The organism is Nocardioides fonticola (assembly GCF_039536805.1).
In the GTDB taxonomy this organism is placed as follows: Bacteria; Actinomycetota; Actinomycetes; order Propionibacteriales; family Nocardioidaceae; genus Nocardioides; species Nocardioides fonticola.
The window spans coordinates 129067-150675 of record NZ_BAAAZH010000006.1; the positions used below are offsets into that span (position 1 = coordinate 129067).

At 72.6% G+C, this 21609-nt stretch carries 27 protein-coding genes; 21 read left to right on the forward strand and 6 right to left on the reverse strand.

Going from position 1 to position 21609, the window contains the following annotated elements:
* Nucleotides 1–14 precede the first annotated feature (14 nt).
* The 5 genes from fae to ABD671_RS03825 are packed head-to-tail and all read right to left on the reverse strand — an operon-like array spanning nt 15 to nt 4011.
* Nucleotides 15–536 carry a formaldehyde-activating enzyme gene (gene fae / locus ABD671_RS03805; RefSeq protein ID WP_344731899.1) on the reverse strand — a complete coding sequence of 174 codons (522 nt, stop codon included), beginning with the start codon at nt 534–536 and terminating at the stop codon, nt 15–17.
* Entirely contained in the window at nt 533–1471 is a 939-nt protein-coding gene (locus ABD671_RS03810) for a glycine betaine ABC transporter substrate-binding protein (protein WP_344731901.1), read from the reverse strand. Before ABD671_RS03810 ends, fae begins: the two co-directional genes overlap by 4 nt.
* A 56-nt stretch (nt 1472–1527) precedes the next feature.
* Nucleotides 1528–2286, reverse strand: coding sequence for an ABC transporter permease (locus tag ABD671_RS03815; protein WP_344731902.1), 759 nt, complete (start codon nt 2284–2286; stop codon nt 1528–1530).
* Nucleotides 2283–3329, reverse strand: coding sequence for an ABC transporter ATP-binding protein (locus tag ABD671_RS03820; RefSeq protein WP_344731903.1), 1047 nt, complete (start codon nt 3327–3329; stop codon nt 2283–2285). The genes ABD671_RS03815 and ABD671_RS03820 overlap by 4 nt, the downstream gene beginning before the upstream one ends.
* The gene (locus ABD671_RS03825) at nt 3322–4011 is read right to left on the reverse strand and encodes an ABC transporter permease (protein ID WP_344731904.1); all 690 of its coding nucleotides are present in this window, start codon (nt 4009–4011) and stop codon (nt 3322–3324) included. The genes ABD671_RS03820 and ABD671_RS03825 overlap by 8 nt, the downstream gene beginning before the upstream one ends.
* Before the next feature lie 123 nt (nt 4012–4134).
* On the opposite strand from ABD671_RS03825, the gene ABD671_RS03830 reads away from it, so the two are divergent.
* Together ABD671_RS03830 and ABD671_RS03835 are read left to right on the forward strand one after the other, a co-directional pair.
* Nucleotides 4135–4992: an IclR family transcriptional regulator gene (locus ABD671_RS03830; protein ID WP_344731905.1), complete on the forward strand. Its 858-nt coding sequence runs from the start codon at nt 4135–4137 to the stop codon at nt 4990–4992.
* 53 nt (nt 4993–5045) lie between these two features.
* Nucleotides 5046–5798 (forward strand): class I SAM-dependent DNA methyltransferase, encoded by a 753-nt coding sequence (locus tag ABD671_RS03835; protein WP_344731906.1) that lies wholly within the window; start codon nt 5046–5048, stop codon nt 5796–5798.
* Between the two features lie 237 nt (nt 5799–6035).
* Here the strand turns inward: ABD671_RS03835 and ABD671_RS03840 are convergent, their stop codons facing one another.
* Nucleotides 6036–7094 carry a protein-glutamate methylesterase/protein-glutamine glutaminase gene (locus tag ABD671_RS03840; protein ID WP_344731907.1) on the reverse strand — a complete coding sequence of 353 codons (1059 nt, stop codon included), beginning with the start codon at nt 7092–7094 and terminating at the stop codon, nt 6036–6038.
* A gap of 153 nt (nt 7095–7247) precedes the next feature.
* Here ABD671_RS03840 and ABD671_RS03845 point away from each other — a divergent pair, with 153 nt between their 5' ends.
* The 19 genes from ABD671_RS03845 (at nt 7248) to ABD671_RS03935 (ending at nt 21608) form a co-directional block, all read left to right on the forward strand.
* Entirely contained in the window at nt 7248–8174 is a 927-nt protein-coding gene (locus tag ABD671_RS03845; protein WP_344731908.1) for a CheR family methyltransferase, read from the forward strand.
* Nucleotides 8175–8178: 4 nt separating this feature from the next.
* Nucleotides 8179–8562, forward strand: coding sequence for a response regulator (locus ABD671_RS03850; protein WP_344731909.1), 384 nt, complete (start codon nt 8179–8181; stop codon nt 8560–8562).
* The gene (locus ABD671_RS03855; protein ID WP_344731910.1) at nt 8559–9029 is read left to right on the forward strand and encodes a chemotaxis protein CheX; all 471 of its coding nucleotides are present in this window, start codon (nt 8559–8561) and stop codon (nt 9027–9029) included. Before ABD671_RS03850 ends, ABD671_RS03855 begins: the two co-directional genes overlap by 4 nt.
* The gene (locus ABD671_RS03860; protein WP_344731911.1) at nt 9026–9391 is read left to right on the forward strand and encodes a response regulator; all 366 of its coding nucleotides are present in this window, start codon (nt 9026–9028) and stop codon (nt 9389–9391) included. The genes ABD671_RS03855 and ABD671_RS03860 overlap by 4 nt, the downstream gene beginning before the upstream one ends.
* A gap of 10 nt (nt 9392–9401) precedes the next feature.
* Nucleotides 9402–9884 (forward strand): hypothetical protein, encoded by a 483-nt coding sequence (locus ABD671_RS03865; protein ID WP_344731912.1) that lies wholly within the window; start codon nt 9402–9404, stop codon nt 9882–9884.
* Nucleotides 9885–10142: 258 nt separating this feature from the next.
* A complete protein-coding gene (flgB, locus tag ABD671_RS03870) occupies nt 10143–10532 on the forward strand; it encodes a flagellar basal body rod protein FlgB (protein ID WP_344731913.1) in 390 nt (129 codons plus the stop codon).
* A 5-nt stretch (nt 10533–10537) separates the two neighbouring features.
* Entirely contained in the window at nt 10538–10927 is a 390-nt protein-coding gene (locus ABD671_RS03875) for a flagellar basal body rod protein FlgC (RefSeq protein ID WP_344731914.1), read from the forward strand.
* Nucleotides 10928–10940: 13 nt separating this feature from the next.
* On the forward strand, nt 10941–11297 hold the full coding sequence (gene fliE, locus ABD671_RS03880) for a flagellar hook-basal body complex protein FliE (protein ID WP_344731915.1): 357 nt from the start codon (nt 10941–10943) through the stop codon (nt 11295–11297).
* A 13-nt stretch (nt 11298–11310) separates the two neighbouring features.
* The gene (gene fliF / locus ABD671_RS03885) at nt 11311–12891 is read left to right on the forward strand and encodes a flagellar basal-body MS-ring/collar protein FliF (protein ID WP_344731916.1); all 1581 of its coding nucleotides are present in this window, start codon (nt 11311–11313) and stop codon (nt 12889–12891) included.
* A gap of 4 nt (nt 12892–12895) precedes the next feature.
* Nucleotides 12896–13909, forward strand: a complete 1014-nt coding sequence (gene fliG / locus ABD671_RS03890; protein ID WP_344731917.1) for a flagellar motor switch protein FliG — start codon at nt 12896–12898, stop codon at nt 13907–13909.
* A complete protein-coding gene (locus tag ABD671_RS03895; RefSeq protein ID WP_344731918.1) occupies nt 13893–14609 on the forward strand; it encodes a FliH/SctL family protein in 717 nt (238 codons plus the stop codon). Before fliG ends, ABD671_RS03895 begins: the two co-directional genes overlap by 17 nt.
* A complete protein-coding gene (locus tag ABD671_RS03900) occupies nt 14606–15949 on the forward strand; it encodes a FliI/YscN family ATPase (protein WP_344731919.1) in 1344 nt (447 codons plus the stop codon). Before ABD671_RS03895 ends, ABD671_RS03900 begins: the two co-directional genes overlap by 4 nt.
* Nucleotides 15946–16395 carry a flagellar FliJ family protein gene (locus ABD671_RS03905; protein ID WP_344731920.1) on the forward strand — a complete coding sequence of 150 codons (450 nt, stop codon included), beginning with the start codon at nt 15946–15948 and terminating at the stop codon, nt 16393–16395. The genes ABD671_RS03900 and ABD671_RS03905 overlap by 4 nt, the downstream gene beginning before the upstream one ends.
* Nucleotides 16395–17363 carry a transglycosylase SLT domain-containing protein gene (locus tag ABD671_RS03910; protein ID WP_344731921.1) on the forward strand — a complete coding sequence of 323 codons (969 nt, stop codon included), beginning with the start codon at nt 16395–16397 and terminating at the stop codon, nt 17361–17363. The genes ABD671_RS03905 and ABD671_RS03910 overlap by 1 nt, the downstream gene beginning before the upstream one ends.
* Nucleotides 17360–18778 carry a flagellar hook-length control protein FliK gene (locus tag ABD671_RS03915; protein WP_344731922.1) on the forward strand — a complete coding sequence of 473 codons (1419 nt, stop codon included), beginning with the start codon at nt 17360–17362 and terminating at the stop codon, nt 18776–18778. The genes ABD671_RS03910 and ABD671_RS03915 overlap by 4 nt, the downstream gene beginning before the upstream one ends.
* An 11-nt stretch (nt 18779–18789) precedes the next feature.
* Nucleotides 18790–19254 (forward strand): flagellar hook capping FlgD N-terminal domain-containing protein, encoded by a 465-nt coding sequence (locus ABD671_RS03920; protein ID WP_344731923.1) that lies wholly within the window; start codon nt 18790–18792, stop codon nt 19252–19254.
* 88 nt (nt 19255–19342) lie between these two features.
* Nucleotides 19343–20200, forward strand: a complete 858-nt coding sequence (locus ABD671_RS03925) for a flagellar hook-basal body complex protein (protein WP_344731924.1) — start codon at nt 19343–19345, stop codon at nt 20198–20200.
* Between the two features lie 209 nt (nt 20201–20409).
* A complete protein-coding gene (locus tag ABD671_RS03930; RefSeq protein ID WP_344731925.1) occupies nt 20410–20835 on the forward strand; it encodes a flagellar FlbD family protein in 426 nt (141 codons plus the stop codon).
* A complete protein-coding gene (locus ABD671_RS03935) occupies nt 20835–21608 on the forward strand; it encodes a flagellar motor protein (RefSeq protein ID WP_344731926.1) in 774 nt (257 codons plus the stop codon). Before ABD671_RS03930 ends, ABD671_RS03935 begins: the two co-directional genes overlap by 1 nt.
* Nucleotide 21609 lies beyond the last annotated feature (1 nt).

Here is a 21609-nt window from a genome sequence, read left to right on the forward strand (position 1 = left end):
GGTGTGACGTGTCCTCACAGGGTCGTTGAGACGGGTGGCGTGTAGAAGGGGTTGACGACCGCGTCGCGCACGGCGAGCACCTGCTCGCGAGTGGGCAGCCGCTGGGCGCCGTTGGACAGGGCGGTGGCGGTGGCCTCGCGGTTGTTGCGGTAGACCTCGTCGGCGTCGTCGGCGGCCGGGTTCACCCAGACCGCGCAGATGAGGACGACGTCGTCGAGGTCGACACCGTCGAGCGCGCCGCTCGCCAGCGCGTCGGCGACCCCGCCGGCCACACCGGCCTGCGCCGGACCCCAGATCATCTGTCCGTGCACGTCGCCCTCGGGCGCGGCCTTGGTGACGAAGAGGGTGGCGGGCTTGACCGGCAGACCGGGCTGCATCACGGCCATGAACGGCACGTGGCCGGGGCTGGGGGTGGCGAGCGCCGTGGCCCACGCGGTGCCGACCGCGCCCGAGCGCGTGCCGAGCACCGTGTTGATGTGGGCGGCGTTCGGGCCGGAGCCGATGAACGACTCGCCCACCTGGTAGAGCTCGCTCACGAGATGAGGCCCTCCTCGGTGAGGAAGTCGATGGCGATGTCCTCGGGGTCCTCGCCGTCGACGTCGGCCTTCGCGTTGAGCTCCTGCATCTTCTCGGTGGTCAGCAGCGGCGCCACCTCGGCGATGACGTCGGCGATCGCGGGGTACTTCGCGACGAGGTCGGCGTTCATCGTCAGACCGCCCTGGTAGACGGGGAAGAACTTCTGGTCGTCGTCCATGACGAGGAGGTCGAGGGCCCGGATGCGGCCGTCGGTGGAGAACACCTCGCCGAAGTTGCAGTCCTCGCCCTTCTGCGTGGCCGTGTAGATGACACCCGTGTCGAGCAGGGTGACGTTGGAGTCGGGGACGTCGATGCCGTAGGCGGCCTTCAGGCCCGGCCAGCCGTCGTCGCGGGTGGAGAACTCGCTCTCGATGCAGAAGGTCTGCTCCTCGACCGGCAGGGCGGCGACGTCGCTGAGGGTGGTCACCCCGAGCTCGGCGGCCTTGTCGGAGCGGATCGCGAAGGCGTAGGTGTTGTTGAACGGCGCGGGGTCGAGCCAGGCGATGCCGGCCTCGGCGTCGGCGGCCTTGACGGCGTCGAACTGCTCGGCCGGGTCGGTGATCGGCGTCGTCTCCTTGTTGTAGGTGATCCAGGAGGTGCCGGTGTACTCCCAGTAGCCGATGAAGTCGCCGTTCTCCAGCGCCTGGCGCACGTTGGCCGACCCGACCAGCTGGGTGTTGACGTCGACGTCGGCGCCGTGGGCGTTGAGCAGCTCGCCGGTGATGTGGGCGAGGATGTACTGCTCGGAGAAGTCCTTCGACCCGATCGTGCCGGTCAGGCCCTCCAGTTCGTCTCCCTTGCTGCCGGACGCCGAACCGCCGCCGCTTCCGCCGCACGCGGCGGTGAGGGCGAGGACGCCGATTCCGAGGAGGGCAGGGGCGAGCTTCTTCTTCATCGTGTTCCTTCGTGGGTGTGGGGTGTGGGAAGGCGGGCGGGACGCCGTCCGAGGGGCTAGAGGCCCCGCGGGCGTGCGAACTCCTCCACGAGACCGGCGAGCCAGTCGATGAGGATCGCGATGGCGGCGACCAGGCTGGAGCCGACGATGAGCACCGGATAGCGCTGGAGTTTGAGGCCGTTCACGATCATGTCCCCGAGACCGCCGGCGTTGATGAAGGTCGCGATGGTCGCGACCCCGACGGCGAAGACGAGCGAGGTGCGCAGGCCGGCGAGGATCACCGGCGAGGCGAGCGGGAGTTCGATGCGCAGCAGCACCTGCAGGCGGGTCATGCCCATGCCGCGCGCGGACTCCCGGGTGGCGGCGTCGACCTCGGCCAGGCCGGTGAGCGTGTTGCGCAGCACCGGCAGGAACGAGTAGGCGACGAGGGAGACCAGGGCCGTGGTGAAGCCGGTCTTCCAGACGATCGCCAGCAGGATGACGACGCCGACCGCGGGGGTGGCCTGGCCGATGTTGGCCAGACCAAGCACCACCGAGCGCAGCAGGCGCGAGGTGGCGAGATGGATGAGCGTCCCGATCGGGATCGCGAGCAGCGCCACCAGGGCGGCGGCCGCGAACGAGAGCTGGAGGTGCTCGCGGACCCGGTCGACGAGGTAGTCGCTGTTGAGGGTGCGCTGCTCGATGGAGTCCAGCTGCTGGCTCTGCACCCACAGGTAGAGCACCACGAGACCGAGCCCGACCAGCGCGGGCGCGACGAGCACCTTCGCCGGCGTCAACCGGGCGGTGGACGGCGCCGCGAGGGTCTGCACGCTCATGGCGTCACCGTCTCGGCACGCCGTCCGCGCAGCGCCGCGGAGATCTCGGCCTGGCCGATCCGCCCGATGACGGCGCCGTCGGTGCCGGCACCGTCGACGACGTCGAGGGCGTCGGAGCCGGTCGCGATGAGCTGGTCGAGCGCGTCGCGCAGGGAACGGGTGGCCGCGATCCGCGGGCGGGCGACGGCGTCCGCGGGCAGCAGGGCGGCCCGGGAGACCGGCACCAGCGCGAGGCGCTTGAGCGCGGCGCCGGAGCCGATGAAGGAGGCGACGTAGTCGTTGGCGGGCGCGGCGAGGATCGCGTCGGGGGTGTCGAACTGCTCGATGCGGCTGCGCTCGCCGAGCACCGCGATGCGATCGCCGAGGCGCACGGCCTCGTCGAAGTCGTGGGTGACGAAGATGATCGTCTTGCCGATCTCGGCCTGGAGTCGCAGGAACTCCGCCTGGAGGCGCTCGCGGGTGATCGGGTCGGTGGCGCCGAAGGGCTCGTCCATGAGCATCACCGGCGGGTCGGCCGCGAGTGCCCGGGCGACGCCGGCGCGCTGCTGCTGACCGCCCGAGAGCTGGCGCGGGTAGCGCTTGGCGAACACGCCCGGGTCGAGCTGCACGGTGCGCAGCAGCTCCTCCACGCGCTCGGCGGTGCGCTTCTTCGACCAGCCGAGCAGCCGCGGGACCACCGCGATGTTGTCGGCGATCGTCATGTGCGGGAACAGGCCGATCTGCTGGATGACGTAGCCGATGTGCCGGCGCAGCTGGTCGGGCGAGAGGTGGAGGACGTCCTGGCCGTCGATGCGGATCGAGCCGCTGGTGGGTTCGATGATCCGGTTGACCATCTTCATCGTCGTGGTCTTGCCGCAGCCGCTGGGGCCGACGAACATCACGAGCTCGCCGGGCTCGATGCGCATCGAGAAGTCCTCGACGGCGCTGACCGGCTGACCGGGGTAGGTCTTGGTGACGTGGTCGAGCTCGATGCCGACCCCACCGGAGGTGGTGGCGGCGGACGGGAACAGGCGGGCGGCGGAGCCCTGGGCGGTGTCAGGCACGAAGACCCCTCGGGGTGGTGAAGCGGGCGATGAGGATGAAGAGGGCGTCGGCGACCAGCGCGAGCAGGACGACGCCGAGGGTGCCGCTGAGGGCGTAGTTGAGGGCGTTCAGCGACCCGAGCGAGGAGAGGCCCTTGAAGATGTACTGGCCGAGTCCGGGGCCGGCGACGTAGGCGCCGATCGCCGCGATGCCGATGGCCAGCTGGGTGGCGACGCGGATGCCGGTGAGGATGATCGGCCAGGCCAACGGCAGCTGCACCTGGAGCAGCACGCGGGTGCGTCCCATCCCCATCCCGCGGGCCGACTCCAGCACGTGGGCGGGCACCTCGCGCAGGCCGGTGATGGTGTTCCGGACGATGGGGAGCATCGAGTAGAGGACGAGCGCGGTCACCGTCGGTCCCCATCCGAGCCCGAACAGGGGGCTGAGGATCGCCAGCAGCGCCAGCGAGGGCACGGTGAGGATGACCGCGGTCGAGGTGACCGCGAGGGTGCGGCCGATCGGCCGGTCCCAGACCAGCAGTGCGATGGCGATGCTGAGCACGGTGGCGATGCCGACGGAGAGCGCCACGACCGTGATGTGGTCGATGAGCATCTGGGTCAGGTCGTCCTGCCGACGCTCGAGGAAGGTCTGCAGGCCGTCGAGGCCCTGGTAGCCCTCGGCGCGGGGGGTGGGGGTCGCCATGTCACCTCCTGGTGGCTTCGCGTGACGACGGTCACAACGGGTGGACGGGAGGACCTTGGCAGGGCGGGTTGATCAGTCACAACAGCCGTTGTGCATATGGCAACACAGGTCTAGGGTCGCGGCATGGCCACCGCTCCCCCGCCCGCCGGGCGCCGCAACTCCAGCGGCCTGGTCCGCGACCTCGAGGTGCTCGAACTGCTCGCCGGCGCCGAGGCGCGGCGCGAGGGCGGGCTGCGCGTGCTGCGCATCGCCGAGCTCCTCGGCCGCGACAAGGCCACGGTCTCCCGGGCGCTCGCGACCCTCGCCGACGCCGGCATCCTGCGCCGCGACCCCGAGCGCCTCACCTACGACCTCGGGCCCAAGCTGTTCGCCCTGGCCGCCCAGACCCAGGAGGCGATGCTCGTGCAGCAGGCGCGACCGCTGCTGCGCCAGATGGCCACCTCCACCCGGGAGACCACGCACCTGTGCGTGCTGCGCGGCGGCAACGTGCTCACGCTCGTCAGCGAGATGAGCTCCCAGGTCGTCGGCACGACCAGTTGGGCCGGCACCACCACCGCGGCCTGGCGCACGCCGTCCGGTCGCGTGCTGATCAGCGATTGGGACCGCGCCTCGGTCGCCTCCTGGTACACCGCGCACGGGCGCGACGAGGCCCTCGTCAACCCCCGCGAGGAGCACGCGCCCGGCGCGTTCTCCCTGGTGACCGACCCCGCGCCCGAGCAGTTGGTCGTCCACGACCTCGACACCCTGCTCGCCGAGCTCACCCGGATCCGCCAGCGCGGCTACGCGACGTCGTCCTCCGAGCTCGAGGACGGCGTGGTGGCGGCGTCCGCGCCCGTGCGCGACGCCACCGGAGCCATCATCGCCGCGGTCAACATCAGCGCCCCCAAGGCCCGCCTCGGTGCCCGCTTGGAGGAGATGGGCGCCTACGTCGCGCGGGGCGCGGCGGCGCTGTCCGCCGAGCTGGGTCACGCGCCGGGCTGACGGCCCCGGATATCCGCTCGCCGTCCGCGGCCCGGGTCGGGGAGGGTGGCCCCATGACCAGCAGCGAGGTGTGGGACGCCGAGACAGCCGCGCGCTACGACGCGGACAGCGCGGAGATGTTCGCCCCCGACGTGCTCGATCCGGCGGTCGACCTGCTGGTCGGGCTCGCCGAGGGCGGGCCGGTGGTCGAGTTCGCCATCGGCACCGGCCGGATCGCGCTCCCTCTGCGCGAGCGGGGACTCGAGGTGCGCGGCATCGAACTGTCCACGCCGATGGTCGAGCAGCTGCGCGCCAAGCCCGGCGGCCGGGAGATCGAGGTGACGGTCGGCGACATGGCCACGCAGCGGGTCGGCGCGCCCGGCAGCGCGGCGCTCGTCGTCCTCGTCTGGAACAGCCTCTCCAACCTGTGCACCCAGGACGAGCAGGTGGCGTGCTTCGCCAACGCCGCCGCCCACCTGCGCCCGGGCGGACGGTTCGTCGTCGAGCTGTGGATCCCCGAGATCGACCGGCTCTCCGCAGGCGGCCGGGTGGCGCTGGCGACGGCGGAGCTCGGCGATCACATCGTGCTCGACGAGTTCGACGTCGCGACCCAGAGCTGCGTCTCGCACCACTACCGCCACGACCCCGACGCACCCCCGGGCACCGTGCGCTACGGCACCGGCCGCTTCCGCTACGCCTGGCCGGCCGAGCTCGACCTGATGGCCCGCCTGGCCGGCCTCACCCTCGAGGCCCGGCACGGCTCCTGGGACCGGGCGCCCTTCGACCACACGAGCACCAGCGCGATATCGGTGTGGCGCTCGGCCTGAGCGCCGCCGGTCCACGACGGCCGGTGGTCGAGGTGCGAACCGGTCGGTGGTCGAGGTGCGAGGAGCGCCAGCGACGAGCCGCGGGGAGCGGCCGGTGGTCGAGGTGCGAGGAGCGCCAGCGACGAGCCGCGAGACCCAGTGAGACGGACGGCGGCCGGTACCGGTAGGCGCCTGGAGTGCGGGGGCCTCGCGGCTCGCTGCGCTCGCACCTCGACCACCGGCCGGGGTGCGGGCCGATCAGGTGCGCAGCGGCACCCGTGCCTGCCGGGTCGCGACGCTGATCAGTCGCGAGGCCACCGTGTCGAGCGGCAGGATCTCGTCGGCGATGCCGGCCCCGGCGACCGCGCCCGGCATGCCCCACACCACCGAGGACTCCTGGTCCTGGGTGATGACGTACCCGCCGGCCTCGGAGACGGCGCGGGAGCCGAGCAGGCCGTCCTGGCCCATGCCGGTGAGGACCACCGCCAGGGCCGACCGGCCGTAGACCTGCGCGGCGGAGCGGAACAGCGGGTCGGCCGCCGGGCGGCAGAAGTTCTCCTTCTCGCCCTGGTCGAGCCGGGCCCGCACCGCGACGCCGTCCCGTGCCAGCCGCAGGTGGTAGTCGCCGGGGGCGAGGAGCACCGTGCCCGGCAGCACCGCGTCGCCGTCGGCGGCCTCGCGCACGGCGAGCGGCGAGAGGCGGTCGAGACGGTGGGCGAGCTGGGTGGAGAAGACCGGCGGCATGTGCTGGGTCACCAGCACCGGCAGCGGGAAGGTCGCGGGGAGGTTCGAGAGCACGGTGCACAGCGCATCGGGCCCGCCGGTGGAGCAGGCGATCACGAGCACCTGAGGCCGGGCGAGCTCGCCCGCGAGGCGTCGCCGTACCGGCGGCGGGGCCTGCGGCACCATGCGTCGGGTGCCGGTCAGCGCCTTGATCCGGGGCACGAGCTCCTCGCGCACCCGCGCCATCGACTCGTGCACCGAGCCGGCACCCGAGGGCTTGGTGACGTAGTCCGACGCGCCGCGCGAGAGCGCCTGCAACGTCGCGGCCGCGCCCTTCTCGGTCAGCGTGCTGAACATGATCACCGGCAGCCGCGGGTGGTTGCGGTGGATGATCTCGACGGCACCGAGCCCGTCGAGCTCGGGCATCTCGATGTCGAGGGTGACGATGTCGGGCCGCAGCTCGTCGACCCGCGCGATCGCCTCGCGGCCGTTCGTCGCGGTGCCGACCACCTCGATCCCGGGATCCGAGGACAGCACGGTGGTGATGAGCCGCCGGAGCACGGCGGAGTCGTCCACGACGAGGGCTCGGATCATGTGATGCCCTATCGGCCGGGTCACCGGGACAACTGAGCGCTCCCGTCGATCAGCGCTCGGCGCCGACGCCGTGGCGCCGGCCGAGCAGCTGCGTGACGGCGAGAGTCCAGCCGAATCCCTCAGGACGGATGCCCCGGCGACGATGGACCCGACGTGATCTCCGAGACGAACTTCGGCTACGTCGCCGACCTCCTCCGTCGGGAGACCGCCATGCTCTGCGAGCGCGGTAAGGAGTACCTCGTCGAGGCGCGTCTCCTGCCCCTCGCCCGGCAGGCGGGCGACCCGGACGTCGACCGGTACGTGGACCGGCTCCGTACCGACGGACGGGAGCGGGCCCGCGCGGTCGACGCCCTGACCATCAACGAGACGTCGTGGTTCCGGGATCTCGCCCCGTATCAGGCGTTCACCGACAACGTGCTCCCCCAGCTGCTCTCCAGCCGGGCGCACACGCGGCACCTCGACATCTGGTCGGCCGCCTGCTCCAGCGGGCAGGAGGCCTACAGCATCGCGATGCTGCTCGACGAGGCGCTCCCGGCCGGCTGGACGGCGCGCATCCACGCCACCGACGTCTCACCGAGCATGCTCGAGCGGGTGCGGACCGGCCGCTACAGCCAGGTCGAGATGAACCGCGGCATGCCGGCCACGCGCCTGGTGAAGTACTTCCAGCGCGTCGGCAGCGAGTGGGAGATCGTCCCGTCGCTGCGGTCGATGGTCACCGTCGCACCGCTCAACCTGGCCGCGCCGTTCCCGCCGATGCCGACCTTCGACGTCGTGCTCCTGCGCAACGTGCTCATCTACTTCGACCAGACCACGAAGCGCGACATCCTCGCCCGGGTCAGCCGGACGATCTCCCCGGACGGCTTCCTGTTCCTCGGCTCGACCGAGACCACCCTCGACCTCGACGACGCCTGGGTACGCGAGACCACCGGTCCCGCCGGGCGCGTCGTCGTCCACCGACCCCGTGCCGGGATGGCTGCTGCCACGCGTCCGGCCGGCGCCGCCTCCTCGGCCGGCATCGCATCACCCACCACGGCGAGCACCGCCAACCAGCTCCCGACGACGCTCAGGACAGGAGCCTGACCCCATGCACGCTCTCATCATCGACGACTCCCGCACGATGCGCTCGATCCTCAAGCGCATCGTGCACGAGCTCGGCTTCGAGACCACCGAGGCCGCCAACGGCCAGGAGGCCCTCGACGTCCTCGAGGCCGGCCTCCAGGCCGATCTGTGCCTCATCGACTGGAACATGCCCCTGATGGACGGCTACACGTTCGTCACCCGGGTCCGCGCCGACCAGCGGTGGCGCAACCTCACGCTCATGATGGTCACCACGGAGAGCGAGCACAGCCAGATCGTGCGCGCGCTCGCCGCGGGGGCCCACGAGTACGTCATCAAGCCGTTCACCGCCGAGGCCATCGTGGAGAAGCTCGAACTCCTCGGCCTCCACGCGAAGGAGGTTCCCGCGTGATCACCGTGGACCAGCCCGCCGTGCAGGACGTCTACTCGGTCGTCGAGGAGGTGTGGAACACCTTCCTCGGGGACGGCGTCCCGATCCTCCCCGGCGCCCGGGATCTCCCGGACGACGCGTGGTACTCCGCGATCACCGTCACCGGCGAGTGGGAGGCCCTTATCCTCATCGCGATGCCGCTCGCGCTGGCCGGCCGCATCACCACCACGATGCTCGGCCTGCCCGAGGACGACGAGTGCTCGACCGAGGACCTGACCGACGCCCTCGGCGAACTGGTCAACATCGTCGGCGGCAACATCAAGAGCCTGATGCCCGGCCCCAGCACGCTCTCGCTGCCGCTGGTGGCCCAGGGCGCCGTCACGACCACCTCCGACCTCGTCGAGGTGTGCGAGGTGGGGGTCGTGTGGCACGACGAGCCCGTGCTCATCACCATCTCCGTTCCGAAGCTCGCCGGGGGCGCATCGTGAAGATCCTCGTCGTCGACGACAGCCGCGTGATGCGGCAGATCGTCATCCGCACGCTGCGCCAGTCCGGCCACGGCGGCAACGACATCCTGGAGGCCGAGAACGGTCGACAGGCGCTCGAGATGGTCCTGGCCGAACACCCCGACCTGGTGCTCTCGGACTGGAACATGCCCGAGATGACGGGCATCGACCTGCTGGACTCGCTGCGTCAGGCGGGGTCGACGGTCACCTTCGGGTTCGTCACCTCCGAGGGGTCCGAGGCGATGCGCAGCCGCGCCTCGGCGTCCGGTGCCGCGTTCCTCATCGCCAAGCCGTTCACCCCCGAGGCGTTCGACGCGGCGCTCTCGGCGACCAAGGTGGGCTGAGGCGATGTCGGTGGCCATGACGCACCTGCCCGCTCCCAAGGAGGTCAAGGACCTTCTCGGCGGCCTGCTCGACAAGCCGATCGCGCTCAAGCCCGGGCCGCCGTTCGCCGTCAGCCCGCTCTATCCCGCCAGCATCGCGACCTTCGTCGACGACTCCCTGGTGGTGCGGGCCGTGGTGGCCTTCGACCTGCCGCTCTCGGCGTTCCTCGGCTCGGCCCTGGCCCTCGTGCCGCCGGCCCAGGCCCAGGCCGCCATCGAGGAGGCCAAACTGGCCCCCGCGATGTCGGAGGCGCTGCACGAGGTCTTCAACGTCGTCGGCTCCCTGTTCAACGTCGGCGACTCCCCGCACCTGCGCCTCTACCAGGCGACACCCGCGGGCGAGCCGCTCGCCGCCGACGCCCGCAGCCGCACCCAGATCCTGGGGCGGCGCGAGGACCTCGTCGTCGAGATCACCGGCTACGGCACGGGACGCATCGCGATCGTCCTGTGCTGACCCGGCGCCGACCGGCGCCGACCCACCCCGCAGCACCCCGCAGCACCCCGCAGCACCCCGCAGCACCCCCTTCATCTGGACCCGCCGGAGGCACCCGGCGGGTCCAGATCGCATTTCTCCCCCGGAACCCCTCAACCCCGGCCCGCCCATGCCGAACAGGCAGGCGAGCAGGGACTGCTCACCACCGCCGACGGATCGGCAACGACAGACCGCGCACCCCACCCGGGGACGGCGCGGCATCTCCTCGGAGGTCGATCCGTGTCCGTGCCCCTCTACGCCGCGAGCGACGCCGTCTCCTCGGTGCTCGGCTTCGCGCTCGACGGTCTCGCGCTGCGTCAGCGCACCATCGCCGACGACATCGCCAACATCGACACCCCCGACTACCGGGCGCGCGGCGTCGACTTCGAGTCCGCCCTGCGCTCGGCGATCTCCGAGGGCGGGGACGCCGGCGCCGCGATCCAGTCCGCGATCGCCGGCAGCGCCCCGATCGTCTCGGCGACCTCCGACCCGGTGGGCGCCAACGGCAACAACGTCGACCTCCAGAAGGAGACGCTCGCCGCGATGCAGTCCCAGTTCCAGTACCAGATGGTCTCGCGGGCGGTCACCGACCGCTTCGACCTGGTGCGCACCGTCGCGGCCGGGGCGTGATCGCGATGGGTGCCTTCGACGCGCTGACCATCGCCGGCTCGGGTCTCAACCTGCACCAGACCTGGCTCGACGCGCTCTCCTACAACATCGCGAACGTCAACACCGTCGTCCCGACCTCGCAGACCGCCTTCCAGGCCCACATGATCATCGCCCAGTCCGACCCGAACGGCGGGGTGCAGGTCGGCGGGATCGCGCTCAGCGACCCGGCCGGCATGATCGTCAACGACCCCGACAACCCGCTGGCCGACGCCCAGGGCAACGTGCGGGCGCCCGCCGTCGACATGAGCTCGCAGATGTCGGAGCTGATCATGGCCCAGCGCGGTTTCCAGGCCTCGGCCCAGGTGACGAAGTTCGCGCAGGACACCTACTCGACCGCCATCGGCATCGGCAAGTGACGGGGGCGCGACGATGAGTGTCAACGGGATCGAGGCGGTCGGCTTCACGCCGTACGTGCCGCCCACCATCAGCACCGGCGCCGCCGGCGGCGTCTCCGGTGTCGCCGCGCCGGTGAGCCCCACCACGCAGGGCGTGCAGAGCACGTCGGGCCCCGAGTTCGGCAACCTCGTGCTCGACGGCCTCGACCGGCTCGACAGCCTCCAGAAGACCAGCGACGGACTCGCGGTGCAGGCCGCCACCGGCACGCTCACCAACCTCCACGACTACACCATCGCCGCGACCCAGGCGGCCGTGACGACGCAGGTCACCGTCGCCGTCCGCAACAAGGCGGTCGAGGCGTTCAACGAGATCATGCGGATGCAGGTCTGAGGGGAAGAGAAGGATGAAGGACACCCTCACGCGCACGCTGGCGCGCTACCGCCAGCAGTTCGCCGCGTTCACCCCGGGCCAGAAGGTCGTCGCCATCATCGGCACCGGCGCCCTGCTGCTCGGCGGCTTCATGGTCTACAAGTGGGCCTCGGCGCCCTCCTACACGCCGCTGTACTCCAACCTGTCGGCCAGCGACGCCTCGGCGATCACCCAGGAGCTCGACAGCTCCGGGACGCCATACCAGCTCACCGGCGGCGGCAACACGATCATGGTGCCGCAGAACATGGTCGACCAGGCGCGCCTCGACGTCGCCGGCAAGGGGCTGCCCGCCTCGAGCAGCGGCTCGACCGACCCGTTCAAGAACAGCGGCATCGCCAGCTCCGACTTCGAGCAGCAGACCAACGTGCGGATGGCGCTGGAGAACGACCTGGCCGGCACGATCGAGCACATCGACGGCATCAACACCGCCGTCGTCCACCTGGCGATCCCGCAGAAGCAGGCCTTCACCGACCAGCAGGACCCGGTGACGGCGTCCGTGCTCGTGCAGGCCGACCCGGGCGCGAGCCTCTCGGCCGGCGAGGTGCAGACCATCGTGCAGCTGGTCTCCTCCAGCGTCGACGGCCTCGACCCCGCCAAGGTGTCGGTGGCCGACTCCACCGGGCGGGTCTACACCTCCACCACCGGCGACGGCACGGGTGCCGACCCGATGATGCAGAACCAGCAGATCTCCGCGGTGCAGCAGGACCTCCAGGGTCGGCTCCAGGCGATGATGGACCGGGTCGTCGGCCCCGGGAACTCCACCGTGCAGGTGACCCCGGTGCTGGACTTCGACAAGACCACCACCGACACCACGACCTACACGCAGGACCCCAACAACCCGATCTCCTCCCAGACGATCACCAACGAGACCTACCAGGGCGCGGACGCCACCGGTGCCGCCGGCGGCGTGGTCGGCCCCGACGGGCAGTTGACCACCGGCACCGGCACCGGGGGGACCGGCTCGAGCTACGTGAAGAAGGGCGAGACCCAGGACCGCGCGATCGGCAGCACCGTGCAGCACGTGGAATCGACGCCCGGCCAGATCCAGACCCTGCACATCGGCGTCGCCATGGACACCGCCACCACCAAGGCGTTCTCCTCGGCCAACGTCCGCAATCTCATCGCCTCGACCGCCGGCGTCAACCTCAAGCGCGGCGACACGATCCAGGTCGTCTCCATGCCCTTCGACCGCAGCGCGGAGGCCGCGGCCGCCGCCGAGCTCAAGGCCGCGCAGGCGCAGCAGTCGACCGTGGCCCGCAACGACCTCATCCGCAAGGGCGCCCTCGGCGGCGTCGTCCTGCTGATGCTGCTGCTCGCGCTCATCAAGAGCCGTCGACGGGCCAAGCAGCGGGCGCAGGCCACGACCCTGGTCGTCGAGCAGCTGCGGGAGAACGCCGCCGCACAGGCCGCCGCCGTCGAGGCCAACCACGCGCTGGCCCTCGCCGCACCCGAACGCACCCGCGAGGACGACATGCTCGACGAGCTGAACACCCTCATCGAACGCCAGCCCGAGGACGTCGCGACGCTCCTGCGCGGCTGGCTGACGGAGCGCTGATCCGATGGCCACCACCCTCACCGGCGCCGGCGCCCGCAAGGCCGCCGTGCTCCTCGTCCAGCTCGGCAAGGCCAAGGCCGCCAACGTGCTCGCCCACCTCAGCGAGAACGAGGTCGAGGCGATCACCAGCGAGATCGCGCGCCTGGAGGCCGTCTCCAGCGGCGAGGCCGGCGCCGTCCTCGGGGAGTTCCACGAGCTGATGACCGCGCGCGGGCACATCGCCCGCGGCGGACTGGCCTTCGCCCAGCAGGTGCTCGAGCAGTCGATGGGCTCCGAGCGGGCCGCCCAGATCATCGAGCGGCTCCACGCCGCCGCGATCCAGATGCCCTTCCAGTTCCTGCACCAGGCCGACCCCGCGCAGCTGCGCTCGTTCATCGTCGACGAGCACCCGCAGGTCATCGCGCTCGTGCTCTCGCACATGACGCCCGACAAGGCCAGCCTGCTGCTCTCCGGCCTCGCGCCCGAGCAGCAGGCGCAGGTCGCCCACCGCATCGCGGTGATGGACCGCACCTCCCCCGACATCGTGCGCGCGGTGGAGAGCACGCTGGAGCGCAAGCTCTCCTCGATGCTCCAGCCGACCGAGATGTCGCGGGTCGGCGGCCTCGACCCGCTGGTCAACATCATCAACTGCTCCGACCGGTCGACCGAGAAGCAGATCATCGAGGGCCTCGAGGCGCTCGACTCCAGCCTGGCCGACGAGATCAAGAGCCGCATGTTCATGTTCGAGGACGTCGTGCACCTCGACGACCGCTCGATGCAGCTCGTGCTGCGCCAGGTCGACACCGGCCAGCTCGCCCTCGCCCTCAAGGGCGTCTCGGACGTCGTCCGGGAGAAGATCACCAAGAACCTGTCCTCGCGCGCCGCGGAGGGCCTGGTCGAGGAGATCGAGCTGCTCGGCCCCGTGCGCCTGAGCCAGGTCGAGGAGGCCCAGCAGGCCGTCATCCGCACCATCCGCCAGCTCGAGGAGCGCGGCGAGATCATGGTGCGCCGCGGAGGCGACAGTGACTTCGTCGAGTGAGGCCCTCCCGGCCCGGGTCATCCGGGCCGAGGACGCCGCCGCGCCGAGCCTGACCGCCCTGGCCACCCCCGAGCTGCGCTCGGGCTCCTGGACCCGTCTCGGCGACAGCCACGTGCTCGGCGACGCCGTCACCGAGCGGGCGCTCTCCGGCCTCGCCGAGCAGACCCGGGCGGCCGCGCAGTCCCAGGGGTACGCGATCGGCTGGGCCGAGGGCCGGCGCGCGGCGGCCGAGCTGGCCGCCGAGGCCGAGCTCGAGGCCGAGGACGCCCGCCGGGCGGCCGAGGAGCGCCGCGAGGCCGAGCACCGCGCCGCGCTGGCCGCGCTCGTGCGCGCCGCCCAGGAGTTCGACCGTGCCGCCACCCGGTTCGCCGGCGAGCTGGAGGACCAGGCGATGCACCTGGCCTGCGAACTGACCGTCGAGCTGGTCGGCCACGAGCTGCGCACCACCCCGCTCGAGGAGACCGCGGCCGACGTCGTCCGCCGGGCCCTGGCCGTGCTGCCCACCGGCGTGCCGAGCACGCTGCGCCTGCACCCGTCGGTGACGGCCGCGCCCGCCGTCGCCGAGCTCGCCGAGGTGGGCGTCCAGGTCGTCGCGGATGCCGCCCTGCAGCCCCTCGACGCCATCGTCGAGACCCCGACCGGTCTGGTCGACCTGCGCATCGGCGCCGCCCTCGAGCGCCTGCGCGAGGTGCTCGCATGAGCACGCTGGCCGGGCGCCCGATCGGCGCGACGTCGCTCGACGCCTTCCGTGGTCGTGCGCTCGCCGCCGTCCGCCCGCTCGCCCTCGGCCGCGTCGAGGAGCTGCTCGGTCTCCAGCTGCGGGTCACCGGGCTGCGGGCCGGGGTCGGCGACCTCGTCGAGATCGAGGCGCCCTACGGCGTCCTGCTCGCCGAGGTCGCCGCCAGCAGCACCGCGGGCCTGGTGTGCCTGCCGCTCGGCCGCACCGCCGGCGTCCAGGTGGGTGCCGCCGTCCGCTCGACCGGCGGGCCGCTGACCGTGCGGGTCGGCGAGGCGTTGCGCGGCCGCGTGCTCGACGGCCTGGGTCGCCCCGTGGACGGCGGCCCCGACCTCGAGCTCGTCGACGGGCTCGAGCTCGTCGAGGTCGACGGCGTCGCACCCGACGCCCTCAGCCGCCCCCGCATCGACACCCAGCTCGGGCTCGGCGTGCGCGCCCTCGACGCTCTCGTGCCCTGCGGCCGCGGCCAGCGCCTGGGCATCATGGCGGGCTCGGGCGTCGGCAAGTCGAGCCTGCTCTCGATGATCGCCCGCGGCACCGACGCCGAGATCTCGGTCATCGCCCTGGTCGGCGAGCGCGGCCGCGAGGTGCGCGAGTTCATCGAGAACGACCTGGGCCCCGAGGGCCTGGCGCGCTCGGTGGTCGTCGTCGCGACCTCCGACGCCCCGCCCGTCGAGCGGCTGCGCGCCGCGTTCGTGGCCACCCGCATCGCCGAGTGGTTCCGCGACGCCGGCCGCCAGGTCGTGCTGATGATGGACAGCCTCACCCGGGTCGCGATGGCCCAGCGCGAGATCGGCCTCTCGGCCGGCGAACCGCCCGCCACCCGCGGCTACCCGCCCAGCGTCTTCGCCCTGCTCCCCCGGCTGCTCGAGCGCGCCGGCACCTCGCCGTCCGGCTCGATCACCGGCCTCTACACCGTGCTGGTCGAGGGCGACGACCTCCAGGACCCGATCGGCGACACCGCCCGCTCGATCCTCGACGGCCACATCGTGCTGACCCGTCGCCTCGCCACCGCCGGCCACTTCCCCTCCATCGACGTGCTGGAGTCGATCAGCCGCGTCACCGGGGCGGTCACGACGCCCGAGCAGCGCGGCGACGCGACCCTGCTGCGCCGCATGCTCGCCGCGCACCGCTCGGTCAAGGAGCTCGTCGAGATCGGCGCCTACGTGCCGGGCACCGAGCCGGACGCCGACGCCGCCATCGCCCGGATGCCCCGGATCGAGGCGTTCCTGCGGCAGGACATGGACGACCAGACCCCGGCCGCCGACACCTGGCAGCTGCTGCGCGGGCTGGTGAGCGCATGAGGACCCTGCACGACCCCGGTCTGCGCGCCGTCGAGCGCGTGCGCGGCGTGCGCGAACAGGACAGCCGACTCGGCCTCCAGCGCGCGTTGCGCGACCTCGCCGAGCGCGAGGCCGCCCTCGACCGGCTCGAGGAGTCGATCCGCACCTTCGGCGGCGCCGCGAGCGGCGACATGGCCCAGTTCGCGGCGATCCGCCAGTCCCTGCTCGAGCTGCGGCACGCCGTCGCGGCCGCCCGGGACGCCGTCGGCGCCGCGCGGTCGGTCGCCGTCGACGCCCACGCCCACTGGAGCACCGACAAGTCGCGCCTCGGCGCCGTCGAGGGGCTGCTCGAGCGCCGCGCCGAGGAGCGGGCCGTCGAGGCCGGTCGCACCGAGGCCAAGCAGCTCGACGACATCGCCGGCCAGGGCTGGCTGCGCCGCGCCCGCGCCGAGGCGGAGGAGGGCTGATGGCCGTCTCCGACGTCACCGCGCGCATCGCGCAGATCGAGAGCCAGCTGGCGATGCTCGCCCCGGCGACCACCGCCGGCAGCTCGGCCGCCTTCGCCAGCCAGCTCGACGCGGTCGGCCGCGTCACCACCACCGCCGGCCTCTCCAGCTCCGGCGGTGTCACCGGTGCGGACGTCGTCGCCTCGGCCCGCAAGTACCTCGGCGTCCCCTACGTGTGGGGCGGCACCGACCCGCAGAAGGGCCTGGACTGCTCGGGCCTCGTGCAGCGCGCCTTCGCCGACCTCGGCATCGACCTGCCGCGCGTCTCCTACCAGCAGGCGGCCGCCGGCACCCAGGTGGACGGCGGGCTGGCCAACGCCCAGCCGGGCGACGTCCTGGCCTTCGGCTCGCCGGTGCACCACGTCGCGATCTACCTCGGGAACAACCAGATGATCGAGGCGCCGCGACCGGGCCTCGACGTCCGCATCACCGACGTCTACGAGACCCCCACCCACATCCGCCGCTTCACCGGCGTCGAGGCGGTCGGCGGCACCACCGCCACCGGCCGCGTCGGTGCGGTCACCGGCGGCACCGGCGGTGCGGTCTCGGGCGTCCCCTACGCCGACCTCTTCAACCGCGCCGGCGCCACCTACGGCGTCGACCCCTCCCTGCTGGCCGCCGTCGCCCGGCAGGAATCGGGGTTCCGCGCCACCGCCGTCAGCCCCGCCGGTGCCCGCGGCCTGATGCAGCTCATGCCCGCCACCGCCCAGGGCCTGGGCGTCACCGACTCCTTCGACCCCGCCCAGTCGGTCGACGGGGCCGCCCGCCTCCTGCGCGACCTGCTCGACCGCTTCGGCCGCGTCGACCTCGCCCTCGCCGGCTACAACGCCGGCCCGGGTGCGGTGCTGCGCTACGACGGCGTCCCGCCGTACCCGGAGACCCAGAACTACGTCCGCTCGATCCTCTCGATGGTGAGGTCCGCCGCATGACCACGATGCCGCTCGTCCCGACCACCGCCGCTGCCGGTGGCGCCGCCGCCACGGCCGCCACGTCCGTCTCGGGCGCCTCGACCGCCTCGGGCGCCTCGACCGGGATGCCGACCGTGCCCGGCTTCGCCGCCCTCATCGCCGGTCTGCTCGGCCTCGGGGACGGCGCCGCCGCGCCGACGACCGCCCCGGCCGCCCCGGGTGCCCCGGGCGCCACCTGCCCGACGGCCGCGGACGCCGCGCCGACCGCGCCGATCGCGCCGGGCGACCCGACGGCGCCGACGAGCACCGCCGGCACCGCCGGAACCGCCTGCACCGCCGGCTCCGGCGACAGCACGACCGACCCGACGACCGGCGAAGCCGCCGTCCTCGCCGCCGGCGACGCGAGCCCCGCGCCCGACGCGACCGTGCTGCTCTCGGCGGGCCTGGTGCCGCTGGTCGGCGTCGCGCAGCCGACCGCGGCCGCACCGGGCGTCACCGCGAGCGGCACGAGCGCCACGATCGCCGGCGGCACGACCGCCGCGGGCACCGCCGAGGACGACCTCGCTGCGGCCGCGACGACCTCGCTCAGCCTGCGACCGGCCGTGCTCGGCGGCCCCGGAGCGGCGTCCACCGCCCTCGACCGTCGCGACGCCACCACGGCGCCGATGCCCGAGTCGGCCGCCGCACCGACGGCATCGGCCGCGACGGCGACGGCCACGGCGAGCGTCGGCGCGGCGACGTCCGCCGCCCACCACCGCGACCGGCACGAGACCACCGCGGCGACGCCCGCCGCCATCACCCTCGACGGGCTCGGCCTCACCCCGACCAGCGGCGCCGCGACGACGACCGGCACCGCCGACGCGGCGCCGAGCGCGACCCCGTCGCTGGCGCGCACGATCACCGACCAGGTGCACGGCCGGGTCGTCACCGAGGTCACCCGGCTGGCCTCCGACCCGAACCGGTCGAGCCACCGGATGACGCTGCGGCTCGACCCGGGCACCCTCGGCGAGGTCCGCGTCGTCCTCGCGATGCGCGACGGCGCCGTACGCGTGCGGCTGGCCGCCCACGACGTCGCCCACGAGGCGCTGGCCGCCGCGGCCCCCGAGCTGCGCCGCCTCCTCGAGGACGCCGGCCAGCAGGCCCGCGTCGTCGTCCGCGAACTCGCCACCCCGCCCACGGGCGTGGCCCCCGCAGCGGCGAGCGCCGACGGCGGCCGCGCGGGCGACTCCACCGGTCAGGGGCAGGGCTTCGCCGCCCGCTCCGACCTCACCGACTCCGGCAGCAGCCAGACCCGTCAGGGCGGCGAGGGCCGGGAGCAAGGACGGTGGGCAGGGACGCCCACCGCCCCATCCGCCAGGGACGGCATCCGGGACGCGATCACGCGCCCCGGCGATCCGCTCACGACCCGGGTCACCGGGCTCGATGTGAGCATGTAGAAGGAGGAGGCATGTCGATCTCGGCCACCGAGGGCGTCGGCTCCACCGCGGCGGCGAACGGAGGACTCTCCTCGCTCGTCAGCTCGACCGCGACGTCGAGCAAGGACAAGGACATGTTCTTGCAGTTGCTCGTCGCGCAGCTGAAGTACCAGGACCCCTCGAACCCCGCCGACACCACGCAGTTCATGGCGCAGTCGGCCCAGTTCACGGCTCTGGAGAAGATGCAGGACGTCGCCGACCAGACCAGGGCCGTGCTCGCCGCACAGATGGCCTTCGGCGGCACCTCGATGGTGGGCCGCACGGTCGACTACCAGCTCAGCGACGGCACGAAGGGCTCCGGGCTCGTCGACAGCGTCACCTTCGACGCCACCGGCCCCGTGCTCGACATCGGCGGCACGGCCGTGCCGCTGGTCAACGTCGTCACCGTGAAGGCCACCGGCTCCACCGGCGGCACCGGCGGCACCACGGCGTCCTGACCCACCTGCTCCCGCACCGCTCCACCCGTCCCCGGCCGTCCCGGCCATCCACGGCGCCTGCGCCACCTTCGTCCCGAGAGGCATCACCATGCTGCGTTCGCTCTTCGCCGGCATCAGCGGTCTGCGCGCCAACCAGACCGCGCTCGACGTCACCGGCAACAACATCGCCAACGCCAACACCATCGGCTACAAGTCCAGCTCGACGATCTTCAGCGACACCCTCAGCCAGATGCTGACCGGTGCGTCGGCCGGCAACGCCACCCGCGGCGGCACCAACCCGATCCAGGTCGGCCTGGGCGTGCAGGTCGCGCACATCCTGGGCAACTTCACCCAGGGCTCCACCCAGTCGACGGGCCGCTCGACCGACCTCATGCTCGAGGGCGACGGCTTCTTCGTCACCACCATGGGCAACGAGCAGCTCTACACCCGCGCCGGCGCGTTCACCTTCGACGAGACCGGCACGCTGGTCACCCCGACCGGTGCCCGCGTGCAGGGCTACGCCCTCGACGCGACCGGCGCCCCGACCGGCGGCCTGATCGACGTCAGCAAGACCGACTTCAGCGCCGTCCTGCCCGCCGTCGGCGCGACCACCACCCTGACGTCGTACACGATCGGCAGCGACGGCATCCTGCGCGGCGTCTTCTCCGACGGCGTGCAGCGCGACATGGTGCAGCTGGCGATCGCCGACTTCAACAACCCGCAGGGCCTCGAGCGGGTCGGCCAGACCTCCTTCCGCGAGTCGGCCAACTCCGGCCTCGCCCAGCTCGGCATCGCCAGCGAGGGCAGCCGCGGCAAGATCACCGCCGGCGCCCTGGAGATGTCGAACGTCGACCTCTCGGCGGAGTTCACCAACCTGATCCTCGCCCAGCGCGGCTTCCAGGCCAGCTCGCGGGTCATCACCACCTCCGACCAGGTGCTCGAGGACCTGGTCAACATCAAGCGCTGACCCTGACGGCGCGCCTCCCACGACGCGGGGTCGCCGGCGTCCGTCCCCTCCTGCGGGGACGGCGTCGGCGGCCCCGCGTCGGCGCGTCCGGACACATCCCCACCCCAGCGTCGACGCCCTCGACCCCTCAGGTCGAGGCGGCGTGGGCCGATGGGAGGGGTGTCGACCACGGACGGCCGACGGATCCCCGCACCAGGAGGGTGCCCCCCATGATCACGCTGACCAGACTCTCGGGATCGGTGTTCGCCCTGAACTCCGATCTGATCGAGCGTGTCGAGAGCACCCCCGACACGATCATCACGCTCGTCGACGGCAAGAAGTACGTCGTCGCGGAATCGATGACCGAGGTCATCGCCATCGTCCGCACCCACCGTGCGGAGGTCGTCGCCCTCAGCGGCTACGTCCGGGTGCCCGCCGTCGACCAGCAGGGCTGGGCGCTCGTGGCACCTCACCCAGAACCCCCGGAACCGGTCGGACGACGTCGTGCCAGCAGCACGACGAGCCGGCCCTCCTTGACCGTGGTCACCCCGGAGACCACGGCGTCGGACCGGGCCGGCGCGCCCGACTCCCCCCGGTCGGAGGAGTCCGCCCGGTCCGACACCCCCCTCGCCCCCCACCCGGAGGAGCCCTCCTGATGGACGTCGCAGCCCCGGCCGGTATCGGCCTCGCCTTCGTGGTCATCATGGTCTCGATGGTCATGGAGGGCGGCAATCCCGCCAGCCTGATCGCCCCGCCGGCCCTCGTCCTGGTGTTCGGCGGCACCCTCATGGTCTCGATGGCCGGCGGCACCATCGCCGACTTCAAGCTCTCCCTCGGTGCGCTCAAGACCGCCTTCACCGGCGGCGTGAAGCCGGCCGCGGACGTCGTCCCGGCGATCGTGTCGCTGGCCGACAAGGCCCGCCGCGAGGGCCTGCTGGCCCTGGAGGAGATGGTCAAGGACATGCCCGACGAGTTCCTCGTCAAGGGCGTCACGATGGCCATCGACGGCACCGACCCCGACGAGGTGCGCGACATCCTCGAGGCCGAGGTCGCGGCGAAGAAGAAGTCCGACAAGCAGGCCGCGAAGTTCTTCGCCGACGCCGGCGCCTATGCACCGACCATCGGCATCATCGGCACCGTCATGGGCCTGGTGCACGTGCTGGAGAACCTCGCCCAGCCCGAGGAGCTCGGCCACCTCATCGCCGCGGCGTTCCTCGCGACCCTGTGGGGCGTGATGTCGGCCAACGTCATGTGGCTGCCCATCGCGAGCCGCCTCAAGCGGCTCTCCGAGCTCGAGGCGCAGCGCATGGAGCTCATCATCGAGGGCGTCGCGGCCATCCAGGCCGGCGCCAACCCGCGCGTCATCCAGCAGAAGCTCATCTCCCTGCTCCCCGCGGGCCAGCAGCCGCCGGCGGCCGAGGCGGCCTGAC